The organism is Streptomyces sp. NPDC002130 (genome assembly GCF_040296465.1).
Taxonomy (GTDB): domain Bacteria; phylum Actinomycetota; class Actinomycetes; order Streptomycetales; family Streptomycetaceae; genus Streptomyces.
The window spans coordinates 1-26,496 of the sequence record NZ_JBEOXI010000016.1 but is presented as its reverse complement, the minus strand read 5'-3'; the positions used below and the strand labels follow the sequence as shown (position 1 = coordinate 26,496).

The 26,496-nt window shown below is 72.5% G+C and carries 26 protein-coding genes and 2 pseudogenes; 12 read left to right on the top strand and 16 right to left on the bottom strand.

Annotated elements, in window-relative coordinates:
• Nucleotides 1–4 precede the first annotated feature (4 nt).
• The 3 genes from ABT116_RS05015 to ABT116_RS05005 form a co-directional block, all read right to left on the bottom strand.
• Entirely contained in the window at nucleotides 5–910 is a 906-nt protein-coding gene (locus ABT116_RS05015) for a Sco1979 family transcriptional regulator (protein ID WP_351627927.1), read from the bottom strand.
• Nucleotides 911–968: 58 nt separating this feature from the next.
• On the bottom strand, nucleotides 969–1,463 hold the full coding sequence (locus ABT116_RS05010; RefSeq protein WP_502983819.1) for a nuclear transport factor 2 family protein: 495 nt from the start codon (nucleotides 1,461–1,463) through the stop codon (nucleotides 969–971).
• Nucleotides 1,464–1,536: 73 nt separating this feature from the next.
• The gene (locus tag ABT116_RS05005) at nucleotides 1,537–2,562 is read right to left on the bottom strand and encodes a Strvi_7410 family MBL fold metallo-hydrolase (RefSeq protein ID WP_351627924.1); all 1,026 of its coding nucleotides are present in this window, start codon (nucleotides 2,560–2,562) and stop codon (nucleotides 1,537–1,539) included.
• Between the two features lie 159 nt (nucleotides 2,563–2,721).
• On the opposite strand from ABT116_RS05005, the gene ABT116_RS05000 reads away from it, so the two are divergent.
• Entirely contained in the window at nucleotides 2,722–4,173 is a 1,452-nt protein-coding gene (locus ABT116_RS05000) for an aldehyde dehydrogenase (RefSeq protein WP_351627921.1), read from the top strand.
• Between the two features lie 2 nt (nucleotides 4,174–4,175).
• Nucleotides 4,176–4,409 carry a ferredoxin gene (locus ABT116_RS04995; RefSeq protein WP_351627918.1) on the top strand — a complete coding sequence of 78 codons (234 nt, stop codon included), beginning with the start codon at nucleotides 4,176–4,178 and terminating at the stop codon, nucleotides 4,407–4,409.
• A 287-nt stretch (nucleotides 4,410–4,696) separates the two neighbouring features.
• On the opposite strand, the gene ABT116_RS04990 is transcribed toward ABT116_RS04995, so the two are convergent.
• On the bottom strand, nucleotides 4,697–5,356 hold the full coding sequence (locus ABT116_RS04990) for a TetR family transcriptional regulator (protein ID WP_351627915.1): 660 nt from the start codon (nucleotides 5,354–5,356) through the stop codon (nucleotides 4,697–4,699).
• 211 nt (nucleotides 5,357–5,567) lie between these two features.
• On the opposite strand from ABT116_RS04990, the gene ABT116_RS04985 reads away from it, so the two are divergent.
• From ABT116_RS04985 to ABT116_RS04975, 3 genes are read left to right on the top strand one after another with little or no spacing between them, the layout of a single operon-like run.
• Entirely contained in the window at nucleotides 5,568–7,013 is a 1,446-nt protein-coding gene (locus ABT116_RS04985; RefSeq protein WP_351627912.1) for a glycosyltransferase family 4 protein, read from the top strand.
• Entirely contained in the window at nucleotides 7,007–7,756 is a 750-nt protein-coding gene (locus tag ABT116_RS04980) for a class I SAM-dependent methyltransferase (RefSeq protein WP_351627909.1), read from the top strand. The genes ABT116_RS04985 and ABT116_RS04980 overlap by 7 nt, the downstream gene beginning before the upstream one ends.
• Complete coding sequence (locus tag ABT116_RS04975) at nucleotides 7,753–8,823, top strand: prenyltransferase/squalene oxidase repeat-containing protein (RefSeq protein WP_351627906.1); 1,071 nt, start codon at nucleotides 7,753–7,755, stop codon at nucleotides 8,821–8,823. The genes ABT116_RS04980 and ABT116_RS04975 overlap by 4 nt, the downstream gene beginning before the upstream one ends.
• Nucleotides 8,824–8,900: 77 nt before the next feature.
• Here the strand turns inward: ABT116_RS04975 and ABT116_RS04970 are convergent, their stop codons facing one another.
• The 8 genes and pseudogenes from ABT116_RS04970 to ABT116_RS04935 all read right to left on the bottom strand — a co-directional run bounded on the left by ABT116_RS04970 (nucleotide 8,901) and on the right by ABT116_RS04935 (nucleotide 15,474).
• Entirely contained in the window at nucleotides 8,901–9,194 is a 294-nt protein-coding gene (locus ABT116_RS04970; protein ID WP_175432264.1) for a hypothetical protein, read from the bottom strand.
• 46 nt (nucleotides 9,195–9,240) lie between these two features.
• Nucleotides 9,241–10,251, bottom strand: a complete 1,011-nt coding sequence (locus ABT116_RS04965; RefSeq protein ID WP_351627903.1) for an LLM class F420-dependent oxidoreductase — start codon at nucleotides 10,249–10,251, stop codon at nucleotides 9,241–9,243.
• Nucleotides 10,252–10,350: 99 nt separating this feature from the next.
• Nucleotides 10,351–11,181: a hypothetical protein gene (locus ABT116_RS04960; protein ID WP_351627900.1), complete on the bottom strand. Its 831-nt coding sequence runs from the start codon at nucleotides 11,179–11,181 to the stop codon at nucleotides 10,351–10,353.
• 158 nt (nucleotides 11,182–11,339) lie between these two features.
• On the bottom strand, nucleotides 11,340–12,290 hold the full coding sequence (locus tag ABT116_RS04955) for an N-acetylmuramoyl-L-alanine amidase (RefSeq protein ID WP_351627897.1): 951 nt from the start codon (nucleotides 12,288–12,290) through the stop codon (nucleotides 11,340–11,342).
• A gap of 62 nt (nucleotides 12,291–12,352) precedes the next feature.
• The gene (locus ABT116_RS04950) at nucleotides 12,353–12,640 is read right to left on the bottom strand and encodes a hypothetical protein (protein WP_351627894.1); all 288 of its coding nucleotides are present in this window, start codon (nucleotides 12,638–12,640) and stop codon (nucleotides 12,353–12,355) included.
• A gap of 121 nt (nucleotides 12,641–12,761) precedes the next feature.
• Nucleotides 12,762–12,967, bottom strand: a pseudogene (locus ABT116_RS50830) (class I SAM-dependent methyltransferase); the annotation flags it as partial.
• A gap of 14 nt (nucleotides 12,968–12,981) precedes the next feature.
• Nucleotides 12,982–13,632, bottom strand: coding sequence for a class I SAM-dependent methyltransferase (locus ABT116_RS04940; protein WP_351627891.1), 651 nt, complete (start codon nucleotides 13,630–13,632; stop codon nucleotides 12,982–12,984).
• 102 nt (nucleotides 13,633–13,734) lie between these two features.
• Complete coding sequence (locus tag ABT116_RS04935) at nucleotides 13,735–15,474, bottom strand: MFS transporter (RefSeq protein ID WP_351627888.1); 1,740 nt, start codon at nucleotides 15,472–15,474, stop codon at nucleotides 13,735–13,737.
• Nucleotides 15,475–15,701: 227 nt separating this feature from the next.
• On the opposite strand from ABT116_RS04935, the gene ABT116_RS04930 reads away from it, so the two are divergent.
• Complete coding sequence (locus tag ABT116_RS04930; RefSeq protein WP_351627885.1) at nucleotides 15,702–17,165, top strand: MFS transporter; 1,464 nt, start codon at nucleotides 15,702–15,704, stop codon at nucleotides 17,163–17,165.
• A gap of 12 nt (nucleotides 17,166–17,177) precedes the next feature.
• Here ABT116_RS04930 and ABT116_RS04925 read toward each other — a convergent pair.
• Both ABT116_RS04925 and ABT116_RS04920 read right to left on the bottom strand, forming a co-directional pair.
• Nucleotides 17,178–17,689, bottom strand: a pseudogene (locus tag ABT116_RS04925) (response regulator).
• The gene (locus tag ABT116_RS04920) at nucleotides 17,686–18,900 is read right to left on the bottom strand and encodes a hypothetical protein (protein WP_351627882.1); all 1,215 of its coding nucleotides are present in this window, start codon (nucleotides 18,898–18,900) and stop codon (nucleotides 17,686–17,688) included. The pseudogene ABT116_RS04925 and the gene ABT116_RS04920 overlap by 4 nt, the downstream one beginning before the upstream one ends.
• A gap of 621 nt (nucleotides 18,901–19,521) precedes the next feature.
• On the opposite strand from ABT116_RS04920, the gene chsH3 reads away from it, so the two are divergent.
• Genes chsH3 through ABT116_RS04905 form a run of 3 tightly spaced genes read left to right on the top strand, consistent with a single transcriptional unit; the run spans nucleotide 19,522 to nucleotide 22,439 of the window.
• The gene (gene chsH3 / locus ABT116_RS04915) at nucleotides 19,522–20,379 is read left to right on the top strand and encodes an enoyl-CoA hydratase ChsH3 (protein WP_351627879.1); all 858 of its coding nucleotides are present in this window, start codon (nucleotides 19,522–19,524) and stop codon (nucleotides 20,377–20,379) included.
• Between the two features lie 31 nt (nucleotides 20,380–20,410).
• Complete coding sequence (locus ABT116_RS04910) at nucleotides 20,411–21,487, top strand: Zn-dependent alcohol dehydrogenase (RefSeq protein WP_351627876.1); 1,077 nt, start codon at nucleotides 20,411–20,413, stop codon at nucleotides 21,485–21,487.
• A gap of 10 nt (nucleotides 21,488–21,497) precedes the next feature.
• On the top strand, nucleotides 21,498–22,439 hold the full coding sequence (locus tag ABT116_RS04905) for a 3-oxoacyl-ACP reductase (RefSeq protein ID WP_351627873.1): 942 nt from the start codon (nucleotides 21,498–21,500) through the stop codon (nucleotides 22,437–22,439).
• A 111-nt stretch (nucleotides 22,440–22,550) separates the two neighbouring features.
• Here the strand turns inward: ABT116_RS04905 and ABT116_RS04900 are convergent, their stop codons facing one another.
• Nucleotides 22,551–22,718, bottom strand: a complete 168-nt coding sequence (locus ABT116_RS04900) for a hypothetical protein (RefSeq protein WP_351627870.1) — start codon at nucleotides 22,716–22,718, stop codon at nucleotides 22,551–22,553.
• A gap of 49 nt (nucleotides 22,719–22,767) precedes the next feature.
• Complete coding sequence (locus ABT116_RS04895; protein WP_351627867.1) at nucleotides 22,768–24,090, bottom strand: hypothetical protein; 1,323 nt, start codon at nucleotides 24,088–24,090, stop codon at nucleotides 22,768–22,770.
• Between the two features lie 197 nt (nucleotides 24,091–24,287).
• On the opposite strand from ABT116_RS04895, the gene ABT116_RS04890 reads away from it, so the two are divergent.
• The 3 genes from ABT116_RS04890 to ABT116_RS04880 form a co-directional block, all read left to right on the top strand.
• A complete protein-coding gene (locus ABT116_RS04890) occupies nucleotides 24,288–25,142 on the top strand; it encodes a Nif3-like dinuclear metal center hexameric protein (RefSeq protein WP_351627864.1) in 855 nt (284 codons plus the stop codon).
• Nucleotides 25,139–25,882: a zinc ribbon domain-containing protein gene (locus ABT116_RS04885; protein ID WP_351628012.1), complete on the top strand. Its 744-nt coding sequence runs from the start codon at nucleotides 25,139–25,141 to the stop codon at nucleotides 25,880–25,882. The genes ABT116_RS04890 and ABT116_RS04885 overlap by 4 nt, the downstream gene beginning before the upstream one ends.
• A 20-nt stretch (nucleotides 25,883–25,902) precedes the next feature.
• Nucleotides 25,903–26,496 (top strand): reverse transcriptase-like protein (locus ABT116_RS04880; RefSeq protein WP_351627861.1); only part of this gene is annotated, 594 nt, incomplete at its 3' end.

The window sequence follows — 26,496 nt, the reverse complement described above, 5'->3', positions numbered from 1 at the left end:
GCCGTCAGGTCTCCTGAAGGATGCGGTGCAGGACGGTCGGAGTCTCGTCGGGCGACTCGGCTTCGACCACCAGCCGGTTCATCGCGTCCCAGTAGCACTCGATCTCGGCCGGCCGGTCGGGGTACAGGGCGCCGGTGAGCTGCTCCAGGTAGACCACGTCGGGCAACTGCCCGCCGGGCAGCCGCAGAATGGTGACCGAGCCGCCCTCCGCGGCGTGCGCGCCGGCGGCGAACGGCAGGATCTGCACGGTGACGTGCGGCAGCCGGCAGCTCTCGATGAGATGCCTGAGCTGGTCCCGCATCACGCGGATGCCGCCCACGGGGCGACGCAGCGCCGCCTCGTCGATCACGGCCCACAGCCGGGTCGCCGGCTGCCGGTGCAGGATCCGCCGGCGTGCCATCCGCAGGGCGACCCGGCGGTCGGTCTCCGCCGCACCGGCGTCCGGGTGGGCGAGCCGGATGTCGGCCCGTGCGTAGTCGGCGGTCTGCAGCAGGCCGGGGACGCGCTGGACCCGGAAGCTGCGGATGAGACTCGCCGCCTGTTCGGCCCCGAGGTAGGTCTGCGTCCAAGCGGGCACGACATCGCTGTACGGCCGCCACCAGGCGGGGGTGTTGGCCTGCTCGGCCAGCGCCAGCAGGGTCGCGCGCTCGGCCTCGTCCGTGACGCCGTAGAGCGTCAGCAGGTCGGTGACGTCGCGCAGTTTGAAGCCGTGGCGTCCCGCCTCCATCCGGCTGATCTTGGAGGAGGAGGCGCGGATGACATGCCCCGCGTCCGCCCGGCCGATGCCCCGCTCCTCCCGCAGCCCGCGCAGCCGGGCGCCCAGGGCCAGCCGCGGCACCATGGGCCCGGCGCACCCGCCGTCCAGGGCCCCGCTGCCGGTCGTCGTGCGTGCGGCTTTGTCGGTGCCCATGGGCGTCTCTCCCGGTGCGAGCGTTGCTTCCGACCATCCTAGGGGGCGCCCGGGTGCCTCAAGAGCCTTGTGGCGAAGGCATGTTCGGACGCGGTGTGGGCCCGCCGAAGGGAAGGTGGAGGGTCCGTGAGGCGAGCAGCCAGCTCCCGCCGTCGGCCCGGCGGAACGTGTCCTCGTAGTGCCCGATCTGGACCGGCGGCCCGGCGGGGATGACACCGCCCTCGTAGCCGTCGACGCGGTACGTAGTGAAGTAGGCCACCGCTTCGGCCGTGTCCGGCGATGTCACCGTGACCAGGACGTTGGACATCATGCGGCGGGACAGCCGGTCGGCCGGACGGGATCCGAAGTACGCGCGCAGGGCGTCGCGCCCCTCGACCCGCCGTCCGTCCTGCGGCCACTGCCAGACGCCGTCCTCCGTGAACAGCCCGGCGACGGACGAGGGTTCACCCAGGTCGAGCCGGTGGACGAAGTCGAGGATCAGGCGCTCGCAGGCGCGTTCGGCGAGGAGGCGCTCCATGGGGTCCAAAGGGCCCCTGGGGTCCATGATGTCCATGGGGGTTTCTAGCACCCTTCCGGGCGCCCGGCGACGCGATCGCACCCCGCATTGCCCTCCGCTTGCACGGTCTTTACGCCGCCACGTACGTCACCGGCTCGCTCCCCGGCACCGCCTCCGCCCGGCCCAGCTTCACCAGCCGCCGCAGATGCGCCTCGGCCTCCGAGACGGCGATGGTGCGGGAGCCGTACGGGATCTGGCCCCAGGGCCGGTTCCACTCCATGCGCTCGGCGAGCTGCCAGGGGGTGAGGGGCTCGGCGAGCAGCGCCAGCAGGTCGGTCAGGCGGGACTCGTGGTGGGTGAGCAACTCCCGTACGCGACCGGCGGCGTCGGAGAACGGGTGCTGGTGGGCCGGGAGGATCTCGGCGGGGGCCAGTCGGCCGACGCGTTCCAGGGAGTCGAGGTAGTCGCCCAGGGGATCGGTGACGGTGGTGTCCTCGGGATCCTCGTAGAGGCCGATGTGCGGGGTGATCCCGGGCAGCAGGTGGTCGCCGGAGAACAGGCGGCCGTGGCCCGGGAGTCGCGCCGGGTGGGTCTCCTCCAGGTGGAGGCAGACGTGGCCGGGTGTGTGCCCCGGGGTCCAGATCGCCCGCAGGCGGCGGCCGGGCAGCGCCAGGAGTTCGCCGGGGACGATGTCGCGGTCGGGCAGGGCGGGGGAGAGGCCGGGCAGGGTGCGGGGCCGGGGCGTCCGCAGCGGGGCGATGTGCTCCTCGGGCGCACCGGCCGCGGTGAGCTTGGCCGCCATGTAGGTGAACCAGCGCTCGGGGCGGGCCTCCCGGGTCCGTCGCACGACCGCGGTGTCCGCCGCGTGCATCGCGATCCACGCGCCCGACGCCTCCCGTACCCGGCCGGACAGGCCGTGGTGGTCCGGGTGGTGGTGGGTGATGACCACGCCGTGTATCTCGGCGGCCGAGGTGCCGCAGGCCGTGAGGCCCTGCGCGAGGGTGTCCCAGGAGGCCGGGTCGTCCCAGCCGGTGTCGATCAGAACGGGGCCGCGGTCGGTGTCGACGACGTACACCAGCGTGTGGCCGAGCGGGTTGTCCGGGATCGGGACCCGGAGCGACCGGACGCCTCCGCCGTGGTCGGTCACCTGTGTCATGGGGTCCCCCGTCGCCGGCTCCCCGCCACTATAACTAGAACGGGTTCCAGCGAGGAGTCTCCCCGTGATGCGCGGTCCGTGGACTCCTCGGGGCGGGGCTGGTATCAGTGGGCGTATCTGATGAACCGTCAGAGAACGCTCCCGGGGAGGCAGTCGGCCATGACCGAGCTCGTGGAACACGGACAGCTGTTCATCGGCGGGGAGTTGACCGACCCCCTGGGCCGGGACGTCATCGAGGTGGTCTCGCCGCACACCGAGGAGGTCATCGGACGCGTCCCGCACGCCTCGACGGCGGATGTGGACCGGGCCGTGGCGGCGGCGCGGCGGGCGTTCGACGAGGGACCCTGGCCGCGCATGAGCCTCGACGAGCGCATCGAGGTCGTCGGCCGGATCAAGGACGCCATCACCGTCCGGCACGACGAGATCGCCCGCCTGATCTCCGCCCAGAACGGCTCGCCATATTCCTGGAGCGTCCTCGCCCAGGCCCTCGGCGCGGTGATGGTCTGGGACTCGGCCATCACCGTCGCCCGGAACTTCACCTACGAGGAGCGGCGCGACGGCGTCCTGGGCAGGATCCTCGTGCGGCGCGAGCCCGTCGGGGTCGTGGCCGCCGTGGTCCCCTGGAACGTCCCGCAGTTCGTCGCCGCCGCCAAGCTCGCCCCGGCCCTGCTCACCGGCTGCACCGTCGTGCTCAAGCCCTCGCCCGAGTCCCCGCTCGACGCCTACCTGCTCGGCGAGATCACCCGCGAGGCCGGGCTGCCGGAGGGCGTGCTGTCGATCCTGCCCGCCGACCGGGACGTCAGCGAGTACCTGGTCGGGCACCCCGGGATCGACAAGGTGTCCTTCACCGGGTCGGTCGCGGCCGGCAAGCGCGTGATGGAGGTCGCCGCCCGCAACCTCACCCGCGTGACGCTCGAACTGGGCGGCAAGTCGGCGGCCGTCGTGCTGCCCGACGCGGACGTCGAGACGGCCGTGGCGGGCATCGCCCCCGCGGCCTGGATGAACAACGGGCAGGCCTGCGTCGCCCAGACCCGCATCCTCCTGCCGCGCTCCCGCTACGACGAGTTCGCCGACGCCCTCGCCGCCGCGGCGGGTGCCCTGACGGTCGGCGACCCGCTGGACCCGGCGACCCAGGTGGGCCCGCTGGTGGCCCGGCGGCAGCAGCAGCGCAACCTCGACTACATCCGCATCGGGCAGGAGGAGGGTGCCAAGATCCTGACCGGCGGCGGACGCCCGGCCGGCCTGGACCGCGGCTGGTACGTCGAGCCGACCCTCTTCGGCGACGTCGACAACTCCATGCGCATCGCCCGCGAGGAGATCTTCGGCCCGGTGATCTGCCTGCTGCCCTACGACGACGAGTCCGACGCCGTGAAGATCGCCAACGACTCCGACTACGGGCTGAGCGGCAGCGTCTGGACGGCGGACGTCGAGCACGGCATCGACATCGCGCGCCAGGTCCGTACGGGCACGTACTCCGTCAACACCTTCAGCCTGGACATGCTCGGCCCCTTCGGCGGCTACAAGAACTCCGGCCTGGGGCGGGAGTTCGGGCCCGAGGGGTACGGCGAGTACCTGGAGCACAAGATGATCCACCTCCCGGCACAGGGGTAGCGATGGGTGACCGCTGGCACGTCGAGGTCGACCGCTCCCTGTGCATCGGCTCCGCGCAGTGCCTCCACCACGCGCCGGACGGCTTCCGCCTGGACGGCGCCCGCCAGTCCCGGCCCACGGCCCCCGACATGGACGCGAACGAGCGGGTGCTGGAGGCGGCCGAATGCTGCCCTGCGGAGGCGATCACGATCACGCTGGGGGACACCGGGGAGGCGGTGTTCCCGCCGGACGAGTAACACCCGAAAAATCATGGATCGAGGGGTTTCATTCCCCTCTGGGCGTTCTATCCTGGAAATCGGCCTACGAGGCGAGTGAGGGAGTCCGACCGGAGTAGCCGACGTCGGCGGGAAGTTTCAGTTCCGGCTTCCGCTGGTGCCGACTGCGACGGTAGGGCTGAGAGGCCGGAAGGGCGCAGGGCCGAAAGGCCGGGCGACCGGAAGGCGACCCCCATCACCTGATCCGGACCATGCCGGCGAAGGGAACCCGTCTCGTAGGTCCTTTGCGTGCCCGGGGCCTGCGGCGCTTACGGGGCGGTCGGCGCCGTCAGGTCGATCAGCCGGCACACCGTCTCGATGTCGATCTTCACTTGGGCGATCGAGGCCCGGCCCGACAGCCAGGTGATCAGCGCCGAATGCCAGGTGTGCTCGATGACCCGGACCGCCGAGAGCTGCTCCGGAGTCGGGTTCTCCTGGCCCATCGCGTCCAGGATGATCGCCGTCGTCTGGCGGGAGACCTGGTCGACCTCCGGGCTCACGCTGCGGTCCGCGAACGTCAGCGCGCGGACCATCGCATCGGCCAGATGCGGCTCGCGCTGCAACGCCCTGAACGCCCGCATCAGCGTCTCCGCGACCCGCTCGGCCGCCGTCTCGCCCTGCGGCGGCTTCTTCCGCAGCGTGCCGTGCATGTGCTCCAGCTGGTCCTGCATCGTGGCGACCAGCAGGTGGATCTTGGACGGGAAGTAGCGGTACAGCGTGCCGAGCGCCACCTGGGAGGACTCCGCGACCTCCCGCATCTGCACGGCGTCGAAGCCGCCCCGGCTGGCCAGCTGCGCGCTCGCGTGCAGGATGCGGCGACGGCGGGCCTCCTGCCGCTCCGTGAGGGGCGGGGAGGCGGGGGCCGCCGCTCTGGCTTCCACCTTGGCCGGCTTGTTCACCTTGGCGCTCACCTTGGCTTCCGCGGGCATGTGTCGGTCCCGTTCCGTGACCGTCCGTGAGGACGAGTGATCACACAGCATGGCACGGCGCCGGTCGTGGCGTGAATCACCTGATCCACTGCTCACAGCACCCTTACCTGCCGGTAGATTCAGAGCCTCCGAACGATCAAGTCTGAAACTTGTTCTAGATTAGCGTCCCGGCGTAATCTCGCGGGACAGTGCAGGGAGAAGGGGGCCCGGAGTGACCGCTGAGGCCAGGGAGGCCGGGGCTCCACAGGCCCTTGCTGCCGACGGCTTGCGACCGCTCAACATCGCGCTCCTCACCTACAAAGGGAACCCGTTCTGCGGCGGCCAGGGCGTCTACGTCCGGCACCTCTCGCGCGAACTGGCCCGCCTCGGCCACCGCGTCGAGGTCATCGGCTCCCAGCCGTACCCCGTCCTCGACGAGGGTCACGACGGGCTGAGCCTGACCGAGCTGCCCAGCCTCGACCTGTACCGCCAGCCGGATCCTTTCCGCACACCCGGGCGCGGCGAGTACCGCGACTGGATCGACGCGCTGGAAGTCGCGACGATGTGGACGGGGGGCTTCCCGGAACCGCTGACGTTCTCGCTGCGCGCCCGCCGCCATCTGCGCGCCCGCCGCGGTGAGTTCGACGTCGTGCACGACAACCAGACCCTCGGCTACGGCCTGCTGGGCGATGTCGGCGCGCCCCTGGTGACGACCATCCACCACCCCATCACCGTCGACCGGCAGCTGGAGCTGGACGCCGCGGACGGCTGGAAGCGGCGCGCCTCGGTGCGGCGCTGGTACGCCTTCACGCGCATGCAGAAGCGCGTCGCGCGCCGCCTGCCGTCCGTGCTCACCGTGTCCGGCACCTCGCAGCAGGAGATCGTCGACCACCTCGGTGTCCGGCAGGACCGGATCCACGTGGTGCACATCGGCGCCGACACCGACCTGTTCTCGCCGGATCCCTCGGTGCCGGTCGTGCCGGGCCGGATCGTGACGACGTCCAGCGCGGACGTGCCGCTGAAGGGCCTGGTGCATCTTGTCGAGGCGCTGGCCAAGGTACGGACCGAGCACCCGGGCGCCCATCTCGTCGTCGTCGGCAAGCGGCCCACCGAAGGACCGGTCGCGCAGGCGATGGAGCGGTACGGCCTCGACGGTGCCGTCGAGTTCGTCAAGGGCATCTCCGACGCGGAACTCGTCGACCTCGTGCGCTCGGCGCAGGTCGCCTGCGTGCCGTCGCTCTACGAGGGTTTCTCGCTCCCGGCCGCCGAGGCCATGGCGACGGGCACGCCCCTGCTCGCCACGACCGGCGGTGCCATACCCGAGGTCGCCGGCCGCGACGGGGAGACGTGCCTGGCCGTACCGCCCGGCGACGCGGACGCCCTGGCCGCAGGCCTGCGCCGCCTGCTGTCCGACGCGGACCTGCGCGCCCGCCTCGGCACGGCCGGACGGGAGCGTGTGCTCCGGCACTTCACCTGGGCCAGGGCCGCGGAAGGCACGGTGGCCCGCTACCGCGAGGCGATCGACAGGGCCGGGGTTCGCGACGTGCCGCGGGTTTCCGGCCGTTCGGGCCCCACGACAGGTGCTGTACCCACAGCCCCCGCAGTCACAGCGGGTGCTGTCTCCGCAGCCCCGGCAGATGTAGAAGGCGTCAACTCCGAAAGCAGGGCCACGTGCTGACCGTCGACTTCTCCCGGTTCCCGCTCGCCCCGGGGGACCGGGTCCTGGACCTCGGCTGCGGGGCCGGGCGGCACGCGTTCGAGTGTTACCGGCGTGGCGCGCAGGTTGTGGCGCTGGACCAGAACGCCGAGGAGATCCGCGAGGTCGCGAAGTGGTTCGCGGCGATGAAGGAGGCCGGTGAGGCCCCCGAGGGCGCCACCGCCACCGCGATGGAGGGCGACGCCCTCGCGCTGCCCTTCCCCGACGAGTCCTTCGACGTCGTGATCATCTCCGAGGTCATGGAGCACATCCCGGACGACAAGGGCGTCCTCGCGGAGATGGTGCGGGTGCTCAAGCCCGGCGGGCGCATCGCCGTCACCGTCCCGCGCTACGGCCCCGAGAAGGTCTGCTGGAGCCTCTCCGACGCCTACCACGAGGTCGAGGGCGGCCACATCCGCATCTACAAGGCGGACGAACTGCTGGAGAAGATCCGCGAGGCCGGCCTGGAGCCCTACGGCACGCACCACGCCCACGCCCTGCACTCGCCCTACTGGTGGCTCAAGTGCGCGTTCGGCGTCGACAACGACAAGGCGCTGCCGGTGCGGGCGTACCACAAGCTGCTCGTCTGGGACATCATGAAGAAGCCGCTGGCCACCCGGGTCGCCGAGCAGGCGCTGAACCCGCTGATCGGCAAGAGCTTCGTGGCGTACGCGACCAAGCCGCACCTGCCGCGTCTGGCCGACACCGGGACGGACGCCACGTGACCACTCCCCGGACGGAACATCTGGTCCTGCCCGGGGTCCTCACCGCAGGGCAGGCCGCCGCGACCGTCGCCGGCATCCTCGCCGTGCAGCGCGAGGACGGTGCGATCCCCTGGTTCCGGGGGCACCACCTCGACCCGTGGGACCACGTCGAGGCGGCCATGGCCCTCGACACGGCCGGCGAGCACGAGGCCGCCGAGCGGGCCTACCTGTGGCTGGCCCGGCACCAGAACGAGGACGGCTCCTGGTACGCCGCCTACACCGACGGCGAGTTCGACGCGGTCACCGACCCGGGCCGGGAGACCAACTTCGTCGCCTACATAGCCGTCGGCGTCTGGCACCACTACCTCTCCACCGGCGACGACGCGTTCCTGGAGCGTATGTGGCCGGCGGTGTACGCGGCGGTGGAGTTCGTGCTGTGCCTGCAGCAGCCCGGCGGGCAGATCGGCTGGCGGCGCGACGACGACGGTACGCACACGGCGGACGCCCTGCTGACGGGCAGCTCCTCCATCCACCACGCGCTGCGTTGCGCTCTCGCCATCGCCGAGCAGCGCGAAGAGGCCCAACCGGACTGGGAGTTGGCGGCGGGTGCGCTGCGGCACGCCATACGCCACCACCCCGAGCGGTTCCTCGACAAGAACCGGTACTCGATGGACTGGTACTACCCGGTGCTCGGCGGTGCGCTGACCGGCGCGGAGGCCAAGGCCAGGATCGAGGAGGACTGGGACCGGTTCGTCGTCCCCGGGCTGGGGGTGCGGTGCGTGGTGCCCAACCCATGGGTGACGGGGGGTGAGTCGGCAGAGCTCGCGCTCGCGTTGTGGGCGATGGGGGAATCGGACCGTGCGCTGGAGATCTTGCAGTCGATCCAGCATCTGCGTGATCCGGAGAGCGGGCTCTACTGGACCGGGTACGTCTTCGACGACGAGGCGATCTGGCCGCGGGAGTTGACGACGTGGACTGCGGGGTCGTTGTTGCTGGCCGTTGCCGCGTTGGGCGGGCATGAGGCTACGTGCCAGGTGTTCGGTGGTGCGGACTTGCCTGTGGGGCTTGAGTCGGACTGCTGCGCCTAGGAGCCCGGGGGTTTCGCCTGGTGTGCGGGCGCGGGGTGTGCGTGGTTGATCGCGCAGTTCCCCGCGCCCCTAGGGCATCAGTGCCGGTGTGCTCGATTGGCGATGGCGTGGCCCACGAAGAGGTACACCACCGCTGCCAGGCCGTAGCCGCATACCACTCGGGCCCATGCCTCGTCGAACGTGAACAGGTCGTGCGACCAGCCGGCGAGCCAGCGGGCCGCGTCGTGGATGAACTGGACGAACGAGTTGCCCGGGTTGGCGTCCAGCAGGTACATCAGGATCCAGAGACCCAGGATGAGGGCCATGATGTCGGCCACGACCGCGACGATCGTGCCGGCTTGATTCGCGCCGTTGCGATATCGAGGGGACATACCTTCCGGATTGCCCTTGAACTCTGGATGAAACCCGGGGATTCGCTCAGGAGTTCAACTCCGCGAGGACCCGCAGGGTGTGCGGGTCGGGGCTGAGCGCGAGGAGGTCCGTCACCGGGCCCTTGCGCCACGACTCCAGCCGCTCGGCGATCCGTTCACGCGGGCCGACCAGGGAGATCTCGTCGGCGAAGGCGTCGGGGACCGCCAGCACGGCCTCCTCCCGGCGGCCGGAGAGGAACAGTTCCTGGATGCGGCGGGCCTCGGCCTCGTAGCCCATGCGGGCCATCAGGTCGGCGTGGAAGTTGCGGGCCGCGTGGCCCATGCCGCCGATGTAGAAGCCGAGCATCGTCTTGACGGGCAGCAGGCCCTCGGCGACGTCGTCGCAGACCCGGACCTGTGCCATCGGCGCGACCAGGAACCCTTCGGGCAGCTCCGCCAGGGCCGGGCCGTAGACCTCCGGCCGGGTCGGCGACCAGTACAGCGGCAGCCAGCCGTCGGCGATCCGGGTCGTCTGGGCGACGTTCTTCGGGCCCTCCGCGCCCAGCAGGATCGGCAGATCGGCGCGGAGCGGGTGCGTGATCGGCTTGAGGGGCTTGCCGAGACCCGTGGCGTCCGGGCCCCGGTAGGGGTGGGAGTGGAAGCGGCCCGCCAGCTCGACGGGGGCCTCGCGGCGCAGCACCTGCCGCAGGACGTCGACGTACTCGCGGGTGGCCGTGAGCGGCGAGGCGGGGAAGGGGCGGCCGTACCAGCCCTCGACGACCTGCGGGCCGGAGAGGCCGAGGCCCAGCATCACGCGACCGCCGGAGAGATGGTCCAGCGTGAGCGCGTGCATCGCGGTAGTGGTGGGCGAGCGGGCCGCCATCTGCGCGACCGCCGTGCCGAGCCGGATGCGGGAGGTGTGGGCCGCGATCCAGGTGAGCGGGGTGAAGGCGTCCGAGCCCCAGGACTCCGCCGTCCAGACCGAGTCGTAGCCGAGCCGCTCGGCCTCCTGCGCGAGGGGGACATGGCCGGGGGAGGGACCGCGGCCCCAGTAGCCGAGCGCGAGACCGAGCCGCATGCCTGCCTCCTGACGATGCGTCAGATCACGGAGGCGACGACTGTACGGCAACGGCCCCCCACCCGGAAGGGCGAGGGGCCGTGCGAGAGGTGTGCGGGCTCAGCCGCGCTGGATGCCCGACGTGTCCTGAAGGACACCGCGGCGGCCGTCCTGCGTCTGGGCGACCAGGGCCGCTCCGCGCTGCTCGACGGCCAGGTACCAGGTACCCGGGGCCAGTTCGGCGATGGGCGTGGGCGAACCGTCCTCCGCGAACAGCGGCCGCGGCACCGGCACCGCGAACCAGAACGGGGAGAAGTCCCCGGCCGGCGGCTGCGGCTGGGCCTGCGCCTGCTGGGGCTGGCCGCCGAACGGCTGCCCGGGCTGTCCGGGCTGCGGCTGGCCGTAGCCGCCGGGCTGCTGCGCGCCCGGGTAGCCGTAACCACCGGGGGGCTGGGCGCCGTAGGGCTGCGGGGCGGCCGGACGGGGGGCCGGGAGCAGGGCGCCCTTGAGGACCGGGACGAGGGGGGTGGCGAGGGCGGCGGCGGCCATCAGCAGCGTGGCGACGAGGGCGAGGATGATGCCGATGCCCGGGCTCGGGGCGCCCTCGCTGCCGTTCTCACCGATGTTGTCGAAGCCGCCCGGCACGTCGAAGATGTTGCCGAGCGCGCTCCATGCGGCGAACACCGTGAAGGCGACGCCGAACGGGACGAGTTCCAGCCCCGCGATCTTCGGGGCCTGCGGAAGGCCCCGGCCGACGACGACGAGCGCGGCGCCGATGATTCCGGCCAGCACGACGCTGAACACGACCGGGCCGCTGCCCCACAGGCTGGGGAGGTCGACGCTGTCGGGGACATTGTCGAACGAGTAGAGGTCGAGGAACGACGCGATCAACAGCAATACCGCTGCTCCGATCACCACGCCGTCGCCCCGAGTGAGGGAGCGGATATTCACTTCAGGTCCTTCGTAGGTCGTCTCATCGTCGGTAGAGGCGTCGCTGTCACCATGCCGCCGTCCGGACTCGGTGTGAAGCGCGGGGGTGGCCCCTCATCGTAAGGAGGACCCTATCGTCCGCCCCATCAGGGTGTCCGCCGGGATCTGCCGGTCCGGGACTACCCGCGCAGAAAACTCACGATTCCCTCGGAGATCCCTTGCGCCGCCTTCTGTCGCCACGCGCCGCTGGTGAGCAACGCCGCGTCCTTGCTATCGCGCATGTTGCCGCACTCGATGAACACCTTGGGAACCGTTGACAGATTGAGACCGCCCAGGTCCTTACGCGTGACGAGACCGCCGCCGTCGCCGATGTAGTTGGAGGGCGCGCTGCCGGTGACCGCCACGAAACGGCCCGCGACGCGCTCGCCGAGATCGCGGGAAGGGCCGACGATCGCCCGGGTGTCCGCGGCGCCCGCCTTGACCGCGCCGGGCAGGATCACGTGGAAGCCGCGGTTGCCGGCGCCCGAGCCGTCCGCGTGGATCGACACCACGGCATCGGCCTTCGCCTGGTTGCCGATCCGGGCCCGCTCGTCCACGCACGGCCCGAACGGCCGGTCTGCGTCCTGCGTCAGCTTCACCGTGGCGCCCTGCTTCTCCAGCAGCGTGCGCATCCGGTGCGCCACGTCCAGCGTGAACTTCGCCTCGGTGTAACCGTCGTTGGTGGACGTGCCCGTGGTGTCGCACTCCTTCGAGTTCGTCCCGATGTCCACCTGGCGGTTGATCTCGGACGCGTGCCGGAAGTTGCCCGGGTTGTGCCCCGGGTCGATGACGACGACCTTGCCCTTGAGCGGCCCGGAGGCGGCGGGCGCGGAGGCCGAGGGCGTGTTGGTGGGCTCCGGTGAGGCGCTCGGCTCCTTGGCGTCGTCGGAGGGAGCGCTCGACGCGGCGGGAGGGGAGGACCGTACGGTCGCCTGCCCCGACCCCCCGTCGTCCCCCGAGCCGCCCACCGTCTCGTACACCAGCCAGCCGAGCAGCGCCCCCGGCACCAGCGCGGCGAGCGCCACGGTCAGGGGGCCGCGGCGGGGGCGGCGGTTCTGGGGAGGTTCGAAGTCCGGGCCTACGTACGACACGCCTGCCACCCTAGCGGCCGTCGGCGGGGGCGGCGGGCCGAGGACGGCCCGACGGGTGGCGGCTACGTCCCGTTCCCGCCGTCGTCCCCGTGCCGTACCGCCTCCTTCACCCGCGCCTCCACCTCCTGACGCGGTGTGCCCTCCTGCTTCGCGTACCCGGTCACCGCCGCCTGGACGTCGCGGGCGAGATCGCGCCAGGCGCGCCAGGCCGTCTCCCAGGTGGTGGTCTGCTGGTCGCTCCACTTCGTCTGGGTGGGCGGCCCGTACGCGTCCTGCAGATGACGCACGCGGGCGTACGCCTCGTCCGCCGCGCGCTGCTTCTCCACGAGCTCTTCGAAGGTGTGTGCCACGCGCCCGGATCCTTGGGCAGTGACGGTCGCCCACCGACGCGCCACGCCGCCCGTGGGCCGACCGGGCGGGGGTGCGGGGGGCGCAGTTCACCCGCCCAGCCGTCGAAGGGACTGCCGTGCGTCAGATGCCCGGGCCCGTGCGGCGCAGCACCCGCAGCGAGTCCGTCGCCGAGACCTCGGTGAACGCGCCGGAGGCGAGGGCGCGGAGGTAGACGCGGTAGGGGCCTGGCCGGTGAACTCGTCCTTCGGGTCACCGACGCGCCACGCCGCCCGTCGGCCGACCGGGCGGGGGTGCGGGGGGCGCAGTTCACCCGCCCAGCCGTCGAAAGGGCTGCCGTGCGTCAGATGCCCGGGCCCGTGCGGCGCAGCACCCGCAGCGAGTCCGTCGCCGAGACCTCCGTGAAGGCGCCCGAGGCGAGCGCCCGGAGGTAGACGCGGTAGGGGGCCTGGCCGGTGAACTCGTCCTGCGGGTCGGGGAAGACGTCGTGGATGAGCAGCAGCCCGCCCTCGGCGACGTGCGGGGCCCAGCCCTCGTAGTCGGCGCCTGCGTGCTCGTCGGTGTGGCCGCCGTCGATGAAGACGAATCCGAGCGGCGTCCGCCAGAACGCGGCGATCTGCGGGGACCGCCCGACCAGCGCCACGACGTGCTCCTCCAGGCCCGCCCGGTGGAGCGTGCGGCGGAACGTGGGCAGCGTGTCCATCAGGCCGATCTCGGGGTCGACCGTCTCCGGGTCGTGGTAGTCCCAGCCGGGCTGCTGCTCCTCGCTGCCGCGGTGGTGGTCGACGGTGAGCGCGCTGACCCCGGCCGCGCGGGCCGCGTCGGCGAGCAGGATCGTGGACCGGCCGCAGTAGGTGCCGACCTCCAGCAGCGGCAGCCCGAGCCGCCCGGCCTCCACCGCCGCCGCGTACAGCGCCAGGCCCTCGCCGACGGGCATGAACCCCTTCGCCGCCTCGAACGCGGCCAGGATCTCGGGCTTCGGCGCCGCGGGCATGGGGTTCCTCTCGGTCGTACGACGGTCAGGGCGCCCATCGTGCCGTACCCCCTGCCGAAAGGACGACAGGGGGTACCGGTGAGTAGCGGGTCGGGCGGCAGGTCAGGCGGGAACCGTCTCTCCCGGCAGCGACAGGTCCAGGTCGACCGGGCGCTCGTCGCCCGCGTGGGTCGCGGACGAGGCGAGCGGGCCGTGCCCCGCGGCGCGTGCGGCCACGACGTAGGAGCCCTGGGCGGGGACGGTGAGCGCGTAGCTGCCGTCCTCGGCGGAGAGCGTCGCACCCGCCTGGCGGCCGCAGCGGTCGATCAGCGTGACCTTGGCCCGGGCGACCGGGGAGCCGTCGGCGCCCAGCACCCGGCCGCGGAAGCCGCGAAGGGCCTGCTCGGCACGCTCCAGCGCCGCGTCCTCCTCGCTGCTCGCGCGCAACTGCGGCTTGTCCGACGGCCGCCGGCCCGGCAGGAACAGCGCCAGGAGCAGGCCCACCGCCACCGCGCCCGTCGCGATCAGGAAGGACACCCGGAAGCCGTGCATGGTCGGGATCTCGACACCGCCGACGTTGTTCGCGGTGTCGGCCAGCACCATGCCGATCACGGCGCTCGACACCGACGTGCCGATGGAGCGCATCAGGGTGTTGAGGCCGTTCGCCGCACCCGTCTCCGACGCCGGGACGGCGCCCACGATCAGCGCGGGCAGCGAGGAGTAGGCGAGGCCGATGCCCGCGCCCAGGAGGACCGAGATGACCAGGCTCTGCCAGGCGGCGCTCATCAGGCCGAGGCCGGCGCCGTAACCGATCGCGATGATCAGCAGGCCGAGGATCAGGGTGAACTTGGGGCCGTGCTTCGCGGACAGCCGGGCGTAGACGGGCGCCGTGAACATCATCGTCAGGCCGAGCGGCGCGACGAGCAGACCCGCGACGACCATCGACTGGCCGAGGCCGTAACCGGTGGACGTCGGCAGCTGGAGCAGCTGCGGCAGGACCAGGGAGACGACGTAGAAGGAGACGCCGACCATGATCGAGGCGAGGTTGGTGAAGAGGACGGCCGGGCGGGCCGTGGTGCGCAGGTCGACCAGCGGGGCCTTCAGGCGCAGCTCCATCACGCCCCACAGCACGAGCACGACCGCCGAGGCGGCGAACAGGCCGAGCGTGGTGCCGGAGGCCCAGCCCCAGTCGCTGCCCTTGGTGATCGGCAGCAGGAACAGGACGAGCCCGGCGGACAGGCCGAGCGCGCCCGGCAGGTCGAAGGAGCCCTCGGCGCGCATCGGGGACTCCGGTACGACGAGGAGGGTGAGGGCGATGGCCGCGACGCCGAGACCGGCGGCCCCGTAGTAGAGGGTGTGCCAGTCGCTGTGCTGGGCGACCAGGGCGGCGGCGGGCAGGGCGAGGCCGCCGCCGACGCCGATGGAGGAGCTCATCAGTGCCATCGCCGAGCCGAGCTTCTCGCGGGGCAGCATGTCGCGCATCAGACCGATGCCGAGCGGGATGGCGCCCATCGCGAAGCCCTGCAGCGTACGGCCGGTGATCATGAGCAGCAGATCGCTGGTGAGCGCGCTGACCAGGGCGCCGACGACCATCACGGCCAGGCTGAGGATCAGCATGCGGCGCTTGCCGTAGAGGTCGCCCAGGCGGCCCATGATCGGGGTGGCCACCGCGCCCGAGAGGAGGGTCGAGGTGAGGACCCAGGTGGCGTTGCTGGGGGCGGTGTCCAGCAGTTGCGGCAGATCCTTGATCACCGGAACGAGCAGGGTCTGCATCACCGCGACAACGATGCCCGCGAAGGCGAGCACCGGGACCACGGCCCCGCTCGCTCTGCCGGCGGGGCGGTCTGTCGTCGTCTGCGTCATTGAGGAGGGCCTCCAGGCCGGGGAGCGTCGGGTTACGTGGAGTCTGAACCTTGTATGTCCAGGCAACTATTCCGTTGCTTTGGCACCCTAACGAAAACTTGACCTTTCCTTGGTCCTGGAGGGGGAGTGCGGGGTATTTGTGACGGTTTGCCCAGTGGCCTAGGTCCCGGGACCGAGAACCGGGCCCTGCGAAATCCCGATGCAAGGGGCGCAAGGCGGTTGAGAGCATGACACCCATGCTCGAATCCGCCGATGCCGCCACCGCCCGACGCCCCCGCATATCCCGACTGTCCCGGCTGCGTCCGCGCGGAGCGCCGCCGATGTGGCTCGTCGTCGCGCTCACCTGCGCCGGGCAGTTCCTCGTCGTGCTGGACGTGTCCGTCGTCAACGTGGCGCTGCCGTCGATGCGGACCGGGCTGGGCCTCGGCGAGCAGGGCCTGCAGTGGGTGGTGAACGCCTACGCCATCGCCTTCGCCGGGTTCATGCTGCTCGGCGGACGCGCCGGGGACCTCTACGGCCGCAAGCGGATGTTCCTCGTCGGGCTCGGCCTGTTCACCCTGGCCTCGGCGGCCGGCGGGCTGGCACAGGACGACTGGCAGCTGTTGATGGCGCGGGCCGTGCAGGGGCTCGGCGCGGCGGTGCTGGCGCCCTCGACGCTGACGATCCTCACGGCGTCGGTGCCGGAGGGCGCCGCGCGGGCCCGGGCCATCGGGACCTGGACGGCCGTCGGGGCCGGTGGCGGCGCGGCGGGCGGTCTGGTCGGCGGACTGCTGGTGGAGACGCTCTCCTGGCGCTGGGTGCTGCTGATCAACGTGCCCGTCGGGGCCGTGGTGCTGTGCGCCGCCGCCTGGTTCCTCACCGAGGGCCGCGCCGGGGACGGACGCCGCCTCGACCTGCCGGGCGCGCTGCTCGTCACGGCCGGTCTCGGCACGCTGGCCTTCGGCATCTCCCAGACGGAGGCGGCGGGCTGGACGGCACCGGCCACCCTGCTGCCGCTGCTCGCCGGCCTGGTCCTGCTCGGGGCGTTCCTGGCCGTGGAGGCCCGCACGGCGAGTCCGCTGATGCCGCTCGGCCTCCTGCGCGTGCGCTCGGTGTCCTCGGCGAACGTCTCGATGTTCCTGTGCGGCTCCGCGATGTTCTGCATGTGGTTCTTCATGACCCTCTACGCGCAGAACGTCCTCGGCTACACCCCGATCGAGGCGGGCCTCGCCCTGGTCCCGAGCTCCCTCGCCGTCATCCTCGGCTCCAAGCTCGCACCACGCCTGATGCGGCCGGTCGGCCCGCGCAACGTCGCCGCGCTGGGAACCCTCGTCGCCGTGGCCGGATTCGCCTGGCAGTCCACGATGACCTCCGACGGCTCCTACGCCACGGCGATCCTCGTCCCCGGCGTCCTCATGATGCTCGGCGCGGGCCTGGCGGCGACCCCCCTCGCCTCCCTGGCCACCTCCGGCGCCGCCCCAGAGGAGGCGGGCCTGGTCTCCGGCCTCGTCAACACGTCCCGCACGATGGGCGGTTCCCTGGGCCTGGCGGTCCTGTCCACCCTCGCGGCAGCCGAGTCGTCGGGCAGCACGACCCCGCAGGCCCTGACAGCGGGCTACGCCCTCGCGTTCCGTGTGGGGGCCGGGGTGCTGACGGCCGGGGTCGTGCTGATGTGGGTGTGGCTGCCACGGCGGGCGGCGCAGGGGCCGTAGAAGTGCGCGGGGCTACAGCCAACCCTGGCGGCGGGCCTGGCGGAGGGCTTCCATGCGGTTGCGGGTGGCCGTCTTGCCGATCGCGGAGGAGAGGTAGTTGCGGACGGTGGACTCCGAGAGGTGGAGCCTGGCGGCGATGTCGGCGACCGTCTCGCCCGCCGGGACCCGGCGGACGGCGGCGGCGAGTTCCTCCACGGGACCGTCCTTGACCAGGAAACCGGCCGCTCCCGCCTCCACGGCTCGGCGCAGGTAGCCGGGGCGGCCGAAGGTCGTGAGGATCAGCACGCGGCAGTCGGGGACCCGGGCGCGCAGGTCCGCCGCGGCGTCCAGACCGCTCCCGGGAGTTCGATGTCGAGGAGGGCGACGTCCGGACCGTGGGCGAGCGCCGCGTCCAGGATCGCGTCTCCCGCGGCCACCTGTGCGACGACCTCGATGTCGTCCTCCATCCCCGGCAGCAGCGCGAGCGCACCGCGCATCATGCCCTGGTCCTCGGCGAGCAGCACGCGGATGGGCCGGGCGGTCATGGGCCCGGGGTGGGGCGGGCCGTGTCCAGCAGTGAGGTCAGCGTCCGCATGAAGGACGCCGCCGAGTGGTCCGCGTGGTCGCGGATGCGCGCCGCGACCGTATCGGCGCCGCCGCCCTCCAGAAGGCCGACGATCCGGGCCAGGTCCTGCCCGTGCCCCTCCTCGGTGGTCAGGTAGAAGTCCGTCGCGTCGTACGTTATGTGGAAGACGTGCTTCTTCACATCGCTCAGCGTCAGGTAGTCGTCGTGCGTCTTGGGGGTCGGCTCGGGCGCGCCGACGCACACCGCAGGGGTACCGGCGCCCCACGCGTTGACGGCCAGGTGGTACGTGTCCGTGATGACCAGCCGGTAGCGGGGCAGGACCCCGACCAGGTCGCCGACGGTGGGACACCCCGGGCGGGCCGCGATGTGGCCGACCGCGGCGGGGACGTCCCGGTCGAACCAGGGCAGCCACTCCAGCGGGGCACCCAGACGGTCGGACAGGCCCTGGCAGAAGGCGGGCAGCCAGTCGGGGATCGGCGTACGGGCGCCGAGGAAGACGCCGATCGCACCGTCGTCGGGCACCGACCGGGACCACTGCGAGGTCGGGAGGTGGCCGAGGTCACCGGGGCGGGACAGCAGCGCCGCGTCCGAACCGAAGTGGTCGGTCGTACGGTCCCCGCGCAGATGCGCGAGCTTCGCCGCCGAGAGCGGATCCCGCACCCACATCCGGTGGCTGCGCGTCACCAGGCGGGAGAACAGCTGGCCGTACTCCTTGTCCTCGTAGTCGGACTGCGTGTTGTGCAGGATCGTCCCACCGTAGCTGAGGGTCCGCGCGAGGACCTCGTCCGGCTGGTCGGCGAGGAGCAGGGCCCGGTTCAGCTGCGCCCGGGCGTCCTCCCGGTCCGTGGCGAAGCCGAAGTCGAGCAGGCGGTTCGTCGCGTCCTGCGCCAGGTAGTGCCGGGTGTGCAGGAAGTCGCCCCAGAAGACGACCGCGTCATGGTCGCGGAGCGTGTCGAGGTGCTCGGCCAGCGGATGGAAGCGGAACGGGAACTCGGTGCCGCGCGCACCCTCGCGCAGTGGCACGGTCTCCGGTGCGTGCAGCGTGTACCAGGTGGCGTCGAACGCGGTGTCCATCCGCCGCCGCAGGGACTCGAACGCCAAGTCCACGGTCAGCATGCCCGTGTTGCGGTACCCGATGTTCGGCGCGGTGATGACGGCGACGCGTCCCATGTGCTCCCGTTCTCCCAGCCGTTGCCGACGCCCTGGACGTGTGGTGGCGCGGACCACCGGCCAACGTACACGTCCGGGTCGCTGCGCAAACCTGCCGCCCCCGACCCCTCCGGCCGCTCCTCCGCCACGTCCGCCGGAAGCTCCGCCGCCACCGCGAAGCCACCCCTGGTCCGCCACCCCGCGGTCAGCGAACCCCCGCCGCCGCGAGCCGCTCCGTCAGGCCGGTCAGCCCCGTGCCGGCGGAGCCGACCCCCGCGCGGGGGAGCCGGTGAGCCCTGTGCTGTCAGAGTCGTCTCTCCAGGACATCTCCCCTCCTTCGTCCCGACCGCGCCGGCGAACGGCACGACCCGCCGGGCCCGCGCGGTCATGGCGACGACGTTACGGACCCGCCGGGCCGCGCGGCAGATGCGCTTGTACGGACTGCGGCAGGACACATGTCGTCGCCACGCCGATCTGACACGGTGTCAGGAGTCTTCACAACTGATGGGGCCTCGGCTATACAGAGGGCGCGGGACTGGAACGCGTTTCAGTTCGCGTCCCGGCCCGGTCCCAGACGGCCTCGGTGCGGCCGACGGTGCGGACGGCCGTACCGAGGTCCTTCCTCCGGCGATCAGGAGCCCCATGCCCATCGACGCAGCCACGGCGCTCGCGGCCGAACCCCGGACCGGCGAGCTCTCCTGGGACCACAGGGACGTGCAGCTCTACCACCTCGGCATCGGCGCGGGCAGCCCCGCCACCGACCCCGACGAACTGCGCTACACCCTGGAGACCCGGCTGCACGTCCTGCCGAGCTTCGCCACCGTCGCGGGCGGCGGAAAGCCCGGCGTCACCAGCGGGCTGTCCATGCCCGGCATCGAGGTCGACCTCGCCCGCGTCCTGCACGGCGGCCAGAGCCTCGTCATCCACCGGCCCATCCCGGCGACGGGCACCGCCACCGCGACCAACCGGATCGCCGCCGTGTACGACAAGGGCACCGCGGCCGTCCTCGTGCTGCGCACCGAAGTCGCGGACACCGGAGGCCCGTTGTGGACCAACGACGCCCAGATCTTCATCCGCGGCGAGGGCGGCTGGGGTGGCGACCGCGGCCCCTCCGCCCGCCTCGAACCCCCCGCCGGGGAACCCGACCGGACCGTCGAACGGCCGATCCGCGACGACCAGGCCCTGCTCTACCGCCTCTCCGGCGACTGGAACCCGCTGCACGCCGACCCGGAGTTCGCCAAGGTCGCCGGATTCGAGCGGCCCATCCTGCACGGCCTGTGCACCTACGGCATCACGCTCAAGGCGGTCGTCGACACCCTGCTCGGCGGGGACGTGACCCGGGTGCGGTCCTACGCCACCCGGTTCGCCGGGGTCGTGTACCCGGGGGAGACCCTGCGGATCCGCATGTGGCACACACCCGGCTCCACCCGGGTCGCCGTCAGTGCCGTCGAGCGCGAGGACGCTCCCGTCCTCGCCGACACGGTCGTCGAACACACCTGAACCACCACGCCGTACGAGGGGAGCCCGCACCATGCGCGCAGCCGTACTGCACGAGATCGGCCAGGACAAGCTGGAGGTCCTCGACGACGTCGAGGCGGTGGGGTTCGGGCCCGGCAAGGTCAGGATCCGGGTGCGCGCCACGGGGCTGTGCCACTCGGACCTGTCCGCGATGAGCGGGGTGCTCCCGCAGCCCGCGCCCTTCGTACCCGGCCACGAAGGGGCGGGAGAGATCCTCGAAGTCGGCGAGGGCGTCAGCCACCTGAAGGCCGGCGACCGGGTCGTCGTGTGCTGGCTGCCCGCCTGCGGCGCCTGCCCCGCCTGCAAGCGCGGCCAGACCCAGCTGTGCCTGGCCGGATTCATGAACGCCGGCACCCCCAACTTCAAGCGCCCCGGCGGGGACCTCTTCGGCTTCGCCGGCACCGGCACCTTCACCGAGGAGGTCGTCGTCGACGCAGGCTGCGCGGTGCCGATACCCGACGACGTGCCCTTCGACATCGCCGCCCTCATCGGCTGCGGGGTGACCACCGGCCTCGGCGCCGCGCTCAACACGGCCGACGTGGAAGCCGGTTCGTCGGTCGCCGTCATCGGCTGCGGGGGCGTGGGCATCTCCGCGATCCAGGGGGCCCGGCTGAAGGGCGCCGCCGAGATCGTCGCCGTCGACCCGGTGTCCTCGCGCCGCGAGTCGGCACTGAGGTTCGGCGCGTCGCGGGCCGTCTCCCCGGAGGAACTGCCCGACGCCAGGCAGCAGGTGACCGGCAGCGAGGGCTTCGACTACGTCTTCGAGGTCGTCGGCAGGTCCGCCACCGCCCGCACCGCCTACGAGAACACCCGGCGCGGCGGCACCCTCGTCATCGTCGGCGCGGGCGCCATGGACGACTTCCTCCAGCTCAGCATGTTCGAGCTGTTCTTCGACGAGAAGCGGATCCTGCCGTCCATGTACGGCGGCGGTGACGTGCTGACCTCCTACGAGCGCACCATCGCCCTGTGGCGGGCGGGCCGGATCGACCTGGCGGGCCTGATCACCCACCGGGTGCCGTTCGCCGACATCAACGAGGCGCTGGATCAGATGCGCACCGGGACCGCCCTGCGCACGTGCATAGAGATCTGAGGACCCACCGATGTCACTGCCACTCGAGGGGCTGTCCGCCGTCGTCACGGGCGCCGGACGCGGGCTCGGCCGGGCCGAGGCGCTGGAACTCGCCCGGCTCGGCGCCGCCGTCGTCGTCAACGACTACGGGCAGCCCGGCCGCGACGGCACGGGCGAGGCGTCAGCGGGGCCCGCCGAGGAGGTCGCCGCCGAGATCCGCGCGGCGGGCGGGAGCGCCCTCGCGCACACCGGCGACGTCTCCGACTTCGCACAGGCCCGCGCGCTCGTCGAGTCGGCCGTCACCGCGTACGGCAAGCTCGACATCCTCGTCAACAACGCGGGCATCCTGCGCGACCGCATGGTCTTCTCGATGGCCGAGGAGGAGTGGGACTCCGTCCTCCGCGTGCACCTCAAGGGCCACTTCAACACCACCCGGTTCGCCGCCGCGCACTGGCGGGAGCGGTCCAAGAGGGCCGGGGAGCCGGTGTTCGGGCGGATCGTGAACACCTCCTCGGAGGCGTTCCTCGCGGGCTCCGCCGGCCAGCCCAACTACGCCGCCGCCAAGGGCGGGATCGTCGGCCTCACCACCTCCACCGCCCTCGCCCTCGCCCGGTACGGCGTCACGGCCAACGCCATCTGCCCCCGCGCCCGCACCCGGATGACCGAGGACGTCTTCGCGGGCATCGAGCAACCCTCCGGCACCGGCCTCGACCCGCTCGCCCCCGAGCACGTCGCCCCGCTCGTCGGCTATCTGGCCTCGCCCGCCGCCGCCCACGTCAACGGCCAGCTCCTCGTGGTGCACGGCGGGATGGTCGCCGTCGTCGAACGGCCGCGGGTCGCCGCCAGATTCGACAGCAAGCAGGACACCTTCACCTACGACGAACTGGAGGCCGTCCTCGGCCCCTACTACGCGGACCGGCCGGCGGGGGAGACGTTCGCCGCGGCGGAGGTGCTGGGTCTGAAACGCGGGTGAAAGACGGTGCCGTAGCTGAAGCGCTGGAGCGGAAGCACGACGGAGGACACGGAACGGCCCTCCCCGCTTGTGGCGGGAAGGGCCGTTCGCCGTTGGGTGACTGGCGTGCCCTCAGGCCGCAGTCACGGCCTGCTCGGTCTCCGCCACCGGCTTGCGGTGGCGTCCGCGCGGAGCCGTCTCGCCGTCCTGCGTGGAGACTTCACCACGGTGCCGGCCGGGGCCGGAGGAGGGCTGCCGGACGTCGGCATTGCTCGGCTGGTTCGTGCTGGCGTCGCTCATCGGATGGAATTCACCCCGTCAACATGATCTTTTTTAGAGCCGGGTGAGTCTAACCGGCACCCCTGACCTCGGATCCAGGCGGCCACGCCAACCGGCACTGGTTCGTTACAAGGCGTCCCAACGGCGCTTCCTGAAGCGGCACAGGACGTGCGACCGAGGGCGTAGGAGGCTGGGCGGACGGGGCCGGCGGGCGAGGCTCGCCCGGTGCTGCGAGCCGTCCCGGGTCTCCCGGAGGCGGGGCCGCCGGCTGCGGTCGCGACGGCGGCTGCTGTTCCGGCTGCGGCCCCGGCGCGGCGACGGGCGGCGGCGCGGCGACGGGCGGCGGACTCACCTGCGCCACCCCGCACGGCACGGCCGCCGTCGCGTACGGCAGCCGCAGCACCCCCTCCGGCGTCCACAGGCCCGTCCCCCTCAACCAGCCCTCCGGCGCCCGAAGATGGTGCAGCCGCCGCTCGGCGGGACGCCAGACACCGACCCAGCTGCCCGTCGGCCCGTCCACCCGCAACGCCACCGCGCAGCTCTCCGGCGTCAGCACCTGCCCCGGCTGGATCGCGAACGGTGTGACGGAGCAGTCCCGCACCCGCAGGCACTCCGGGAAACGCACCGGCAGCGTGCTGCCGAGGACACCCCAGCCCAACCGGTCCTGCCCCGGCGAGGGCGCGTCCGAGCGGACGATCAGCAGCCCGCTGTCGTGGTCGGCGAGCAGCACCCGGTCGTCGCTGTCGGCGGCGATCTGCAGCAGCGGCGACACCTCACCACCGCACCCCAGGTCCACCACGACGGCCTTGGTGCGGCCGTCGGCCTCCCGGTCCAGTGCCAGCAGTCGTCCCGACCGGTCCAGCCAGACCCCGCCCGAGCAGCGGCCGGGCAGCTCCGCCAGCCGCTCGGGCCCGCAGGCGCCGCCCGCCACCAGCCACACCGACGTCGTACGCGGCCCGACGGCGAGGGCGTAGGCCCGTTCGCCGTCCGGGGCGGGCGGCAGCAGCCGCAGCCGGGCGGTCCGGTCCGGGCAGCCGACCGCGCCCAGGGGCAGCTCGCCGGTGCCCGGACCGGTCGGGTACAGCAGTGAGAAGGCGTGCCGCCCGGCCACCACCCGGTGGATCAGCACCCGTCCGTCGGCCATCGGCTGCACCTCGGTGCCGGGCTCCTCCGGCTGGTTGCGCGGCAGCGGCACCGCATACGGCTCGGGGCCGTCCAGGGTCCAGCGCTCCGGGAACCAGGAGCCGCCGGCCGACGCGAGACGCGCGCCGTAGGCACCGTCCGCGGTGAATGTGCAGCCGGCCGGCGCGGCCCCGTCCCCGCGGCCGTCCCCGCACCCGTACTCGTCACCGTCCTCGAATCCCGCCGAAGGCTCGATAGCACAGACCGTCATCGCTCGGTCACCTCCAGTGACGAAGGTAGTTCGCCCGCACGAACGTGGAATTCCGCTACAGCGGGCTTCACACATAAGGGTGTTCCAGGAACGATTCGCCTGAGGAAAAGGGGGCGATTGTGCTGAGCGGGGCGATGGGTGCCGGGAGCGGGCGGTGGCGGTGCAACGCCACAGATCAGGCGGGTAGCCTTGCTCCCGTGCCCCGTCTGTCTGAAGTCATCGCCGCGCTGGAGACCCTGTGGCCCGCCGAGCGGGCCGAGTCCTGGGACGCGGTCGGCACCGTCGCGGGCGACCCGGACCAGGAGGTCACCCGGGTCCTGTTCGCCGTCGACCCGGTCCAGGAGATCGTCGACGAGGCGGTGAAGCTGGGCGCCGACCTGCTCGTCACCCACCACCCGCTCTACCTGCGCGGCACGACGACGGTCGCGGCGACGCACTTCAAGGGCCGTGTCGTCCACACCCTCATCAAGAGCGACATCGCGCTGCACGTCGCCCACACCAACGCCGACACCGCCGACCCGGGTGTCTCCGACGCCCTCGCCGGCGCGCTGGACCTGCGGGTCACCGGGCCGCTCGTGCCGGACCCCACCGACCCCGAGGGCCGCCGGGGCCTGGGCCGCCTCTGCGCGCTGGACCACCCGTTGACCGTCCGCGAATTCGCCGCCCGCGCCGCCGAGCGGCTGCCCGCCACCGCGCAGGGCATCCGCGTCGCCGGCGACCCCGAGGCGCTCGTCCGCACGGTCGCCGTCAGCGGCGGCTCCGGCGACAGCCTCTTCGACCACGTACGCGCCGCCGGGGTCGACGCCTTCCTCACGGCCGACCTGCGCCACCACCCGGCGTCGGAAGCCGTTGCCCACAGCCCCCTCGCGCTGCTCGACGCGGCGCACTGGGCCACCGAGTGGCCCTGGTGCGAGCTGGCCGCGAGCCAGCTCGACGAGATCTCCGACCGGCACGGATGGGACCTGCGCGTCCACGTCTCGAAGACGGTCACCGACCCCTGGACCGCGCACGCGGCCTCGCCCCCTTCTGATCCCCTTGGAGCCCCGAACTGAACGCCGCGCCCGCCGACCAGATCCGTCTCCTCGACGTCCAGGACCTCGACGTCCGCCTCCAGCAGCTCGCGCACAAGCGCAAGTCGCTGCCCGAGCACGCCGAGATCGAGTCGCTGACCAAGGACCACACCCAGCTGCGCGACCTGCTCGTGGCCGCGCAGACCGAGGAGAGCGACACCGCCCGCGAGCAGACCAAGGCCGAGCAGGACGTGGACCAGGTGCGCCAGCGCGCCACCCGCGACCAGCAGCGCCTCGACTCGGGCGCCGTCACCTCCCCCAAGGACCTCGAGAACCTCCAGCGCGAGATCGCCTCCCTCGCCAAGCGGCAGGGCGATCTGGAGGACGTGGTGCTGGAGGTCATGGAGCGCCGGGAGTCCGCGCAGGAGCGGGTCGCCGAGCTGACCGAGCGCGTCACCTCCGTCCAGTCGAAGATCGACGACGCGACCGCGCGCCGCGACGCGGCCTTCGAGCAGATCGACGGCGAGGTCGCCACGATCACCAAGGAGCGCGAGGTCGTCGCCGCCTCGATCCCGGCCGATCTGCTGGGGCTCTACGACAAGCTGCGCGGGCAGCAGGGCGGCGTCGGCGCGGCGAAGCTGTACGCCCGCAGCTGCCAGGGCTGCCGGCAGGAGCTCGCCATCACCGAGCTGGCCGAGATCCGCAAGGCGGCGCCCGACACGGTCGTCCGCTGCGAGAACTGCCGCCGCATCCTGGTGCGCACCTCCGAGTCCGGCCTCTAGGCCTTCAGGGAGCCGCTGCGGTGCGGGAGTTCATCGTCGAGGCCGACGGCGGGTCGCGGGGCAACCCGGGGCCGGCCGGCTACGGGGCCGTGGTCAGCGACGCGGCGACGGGGGAGACCCTGCGGGAGACCGCCGAGTACATCGGCGTCGCCACGAACAACGTCGCCGAGTACCGCGGCCTGCTCGCCGGCCTGCGCGCCGCACACGCGCTGGACCCGGAGGCGACGGTCCACGTCCGCATGGACTCCAAGCTCGTCATCGAGCAGATGTCGGGCCGCTGGAAGATCAAGCACCCCGACATGAAGCCCCTGGCCGCGCAGGCGGCCCGGGTCTTCCCACCCGGCCGGGTCACGTACGAGTGGATGCCGAGGGCGCAGAACAAGCACGCCGACCGGCTGGCGAACGAGGCGATGGACGCGGGGGCCAGGGGCGAGCGGTGGTCGGAGTCGGCCTCGACGGCCGAGCTGGACACGGCTGCCGGGGGCGCCGGGAGCGCTGAGACCGTCGCGCCCTCCGGGCCGCCCGGTGACGCGGCGGCGGGCGCGGCCCGGGTGCGCGGGGCTCTGGCGCAGGGCCGTGGGGGGGGCCGGGGGGGCGGGCGGGGCCGGGGGGGC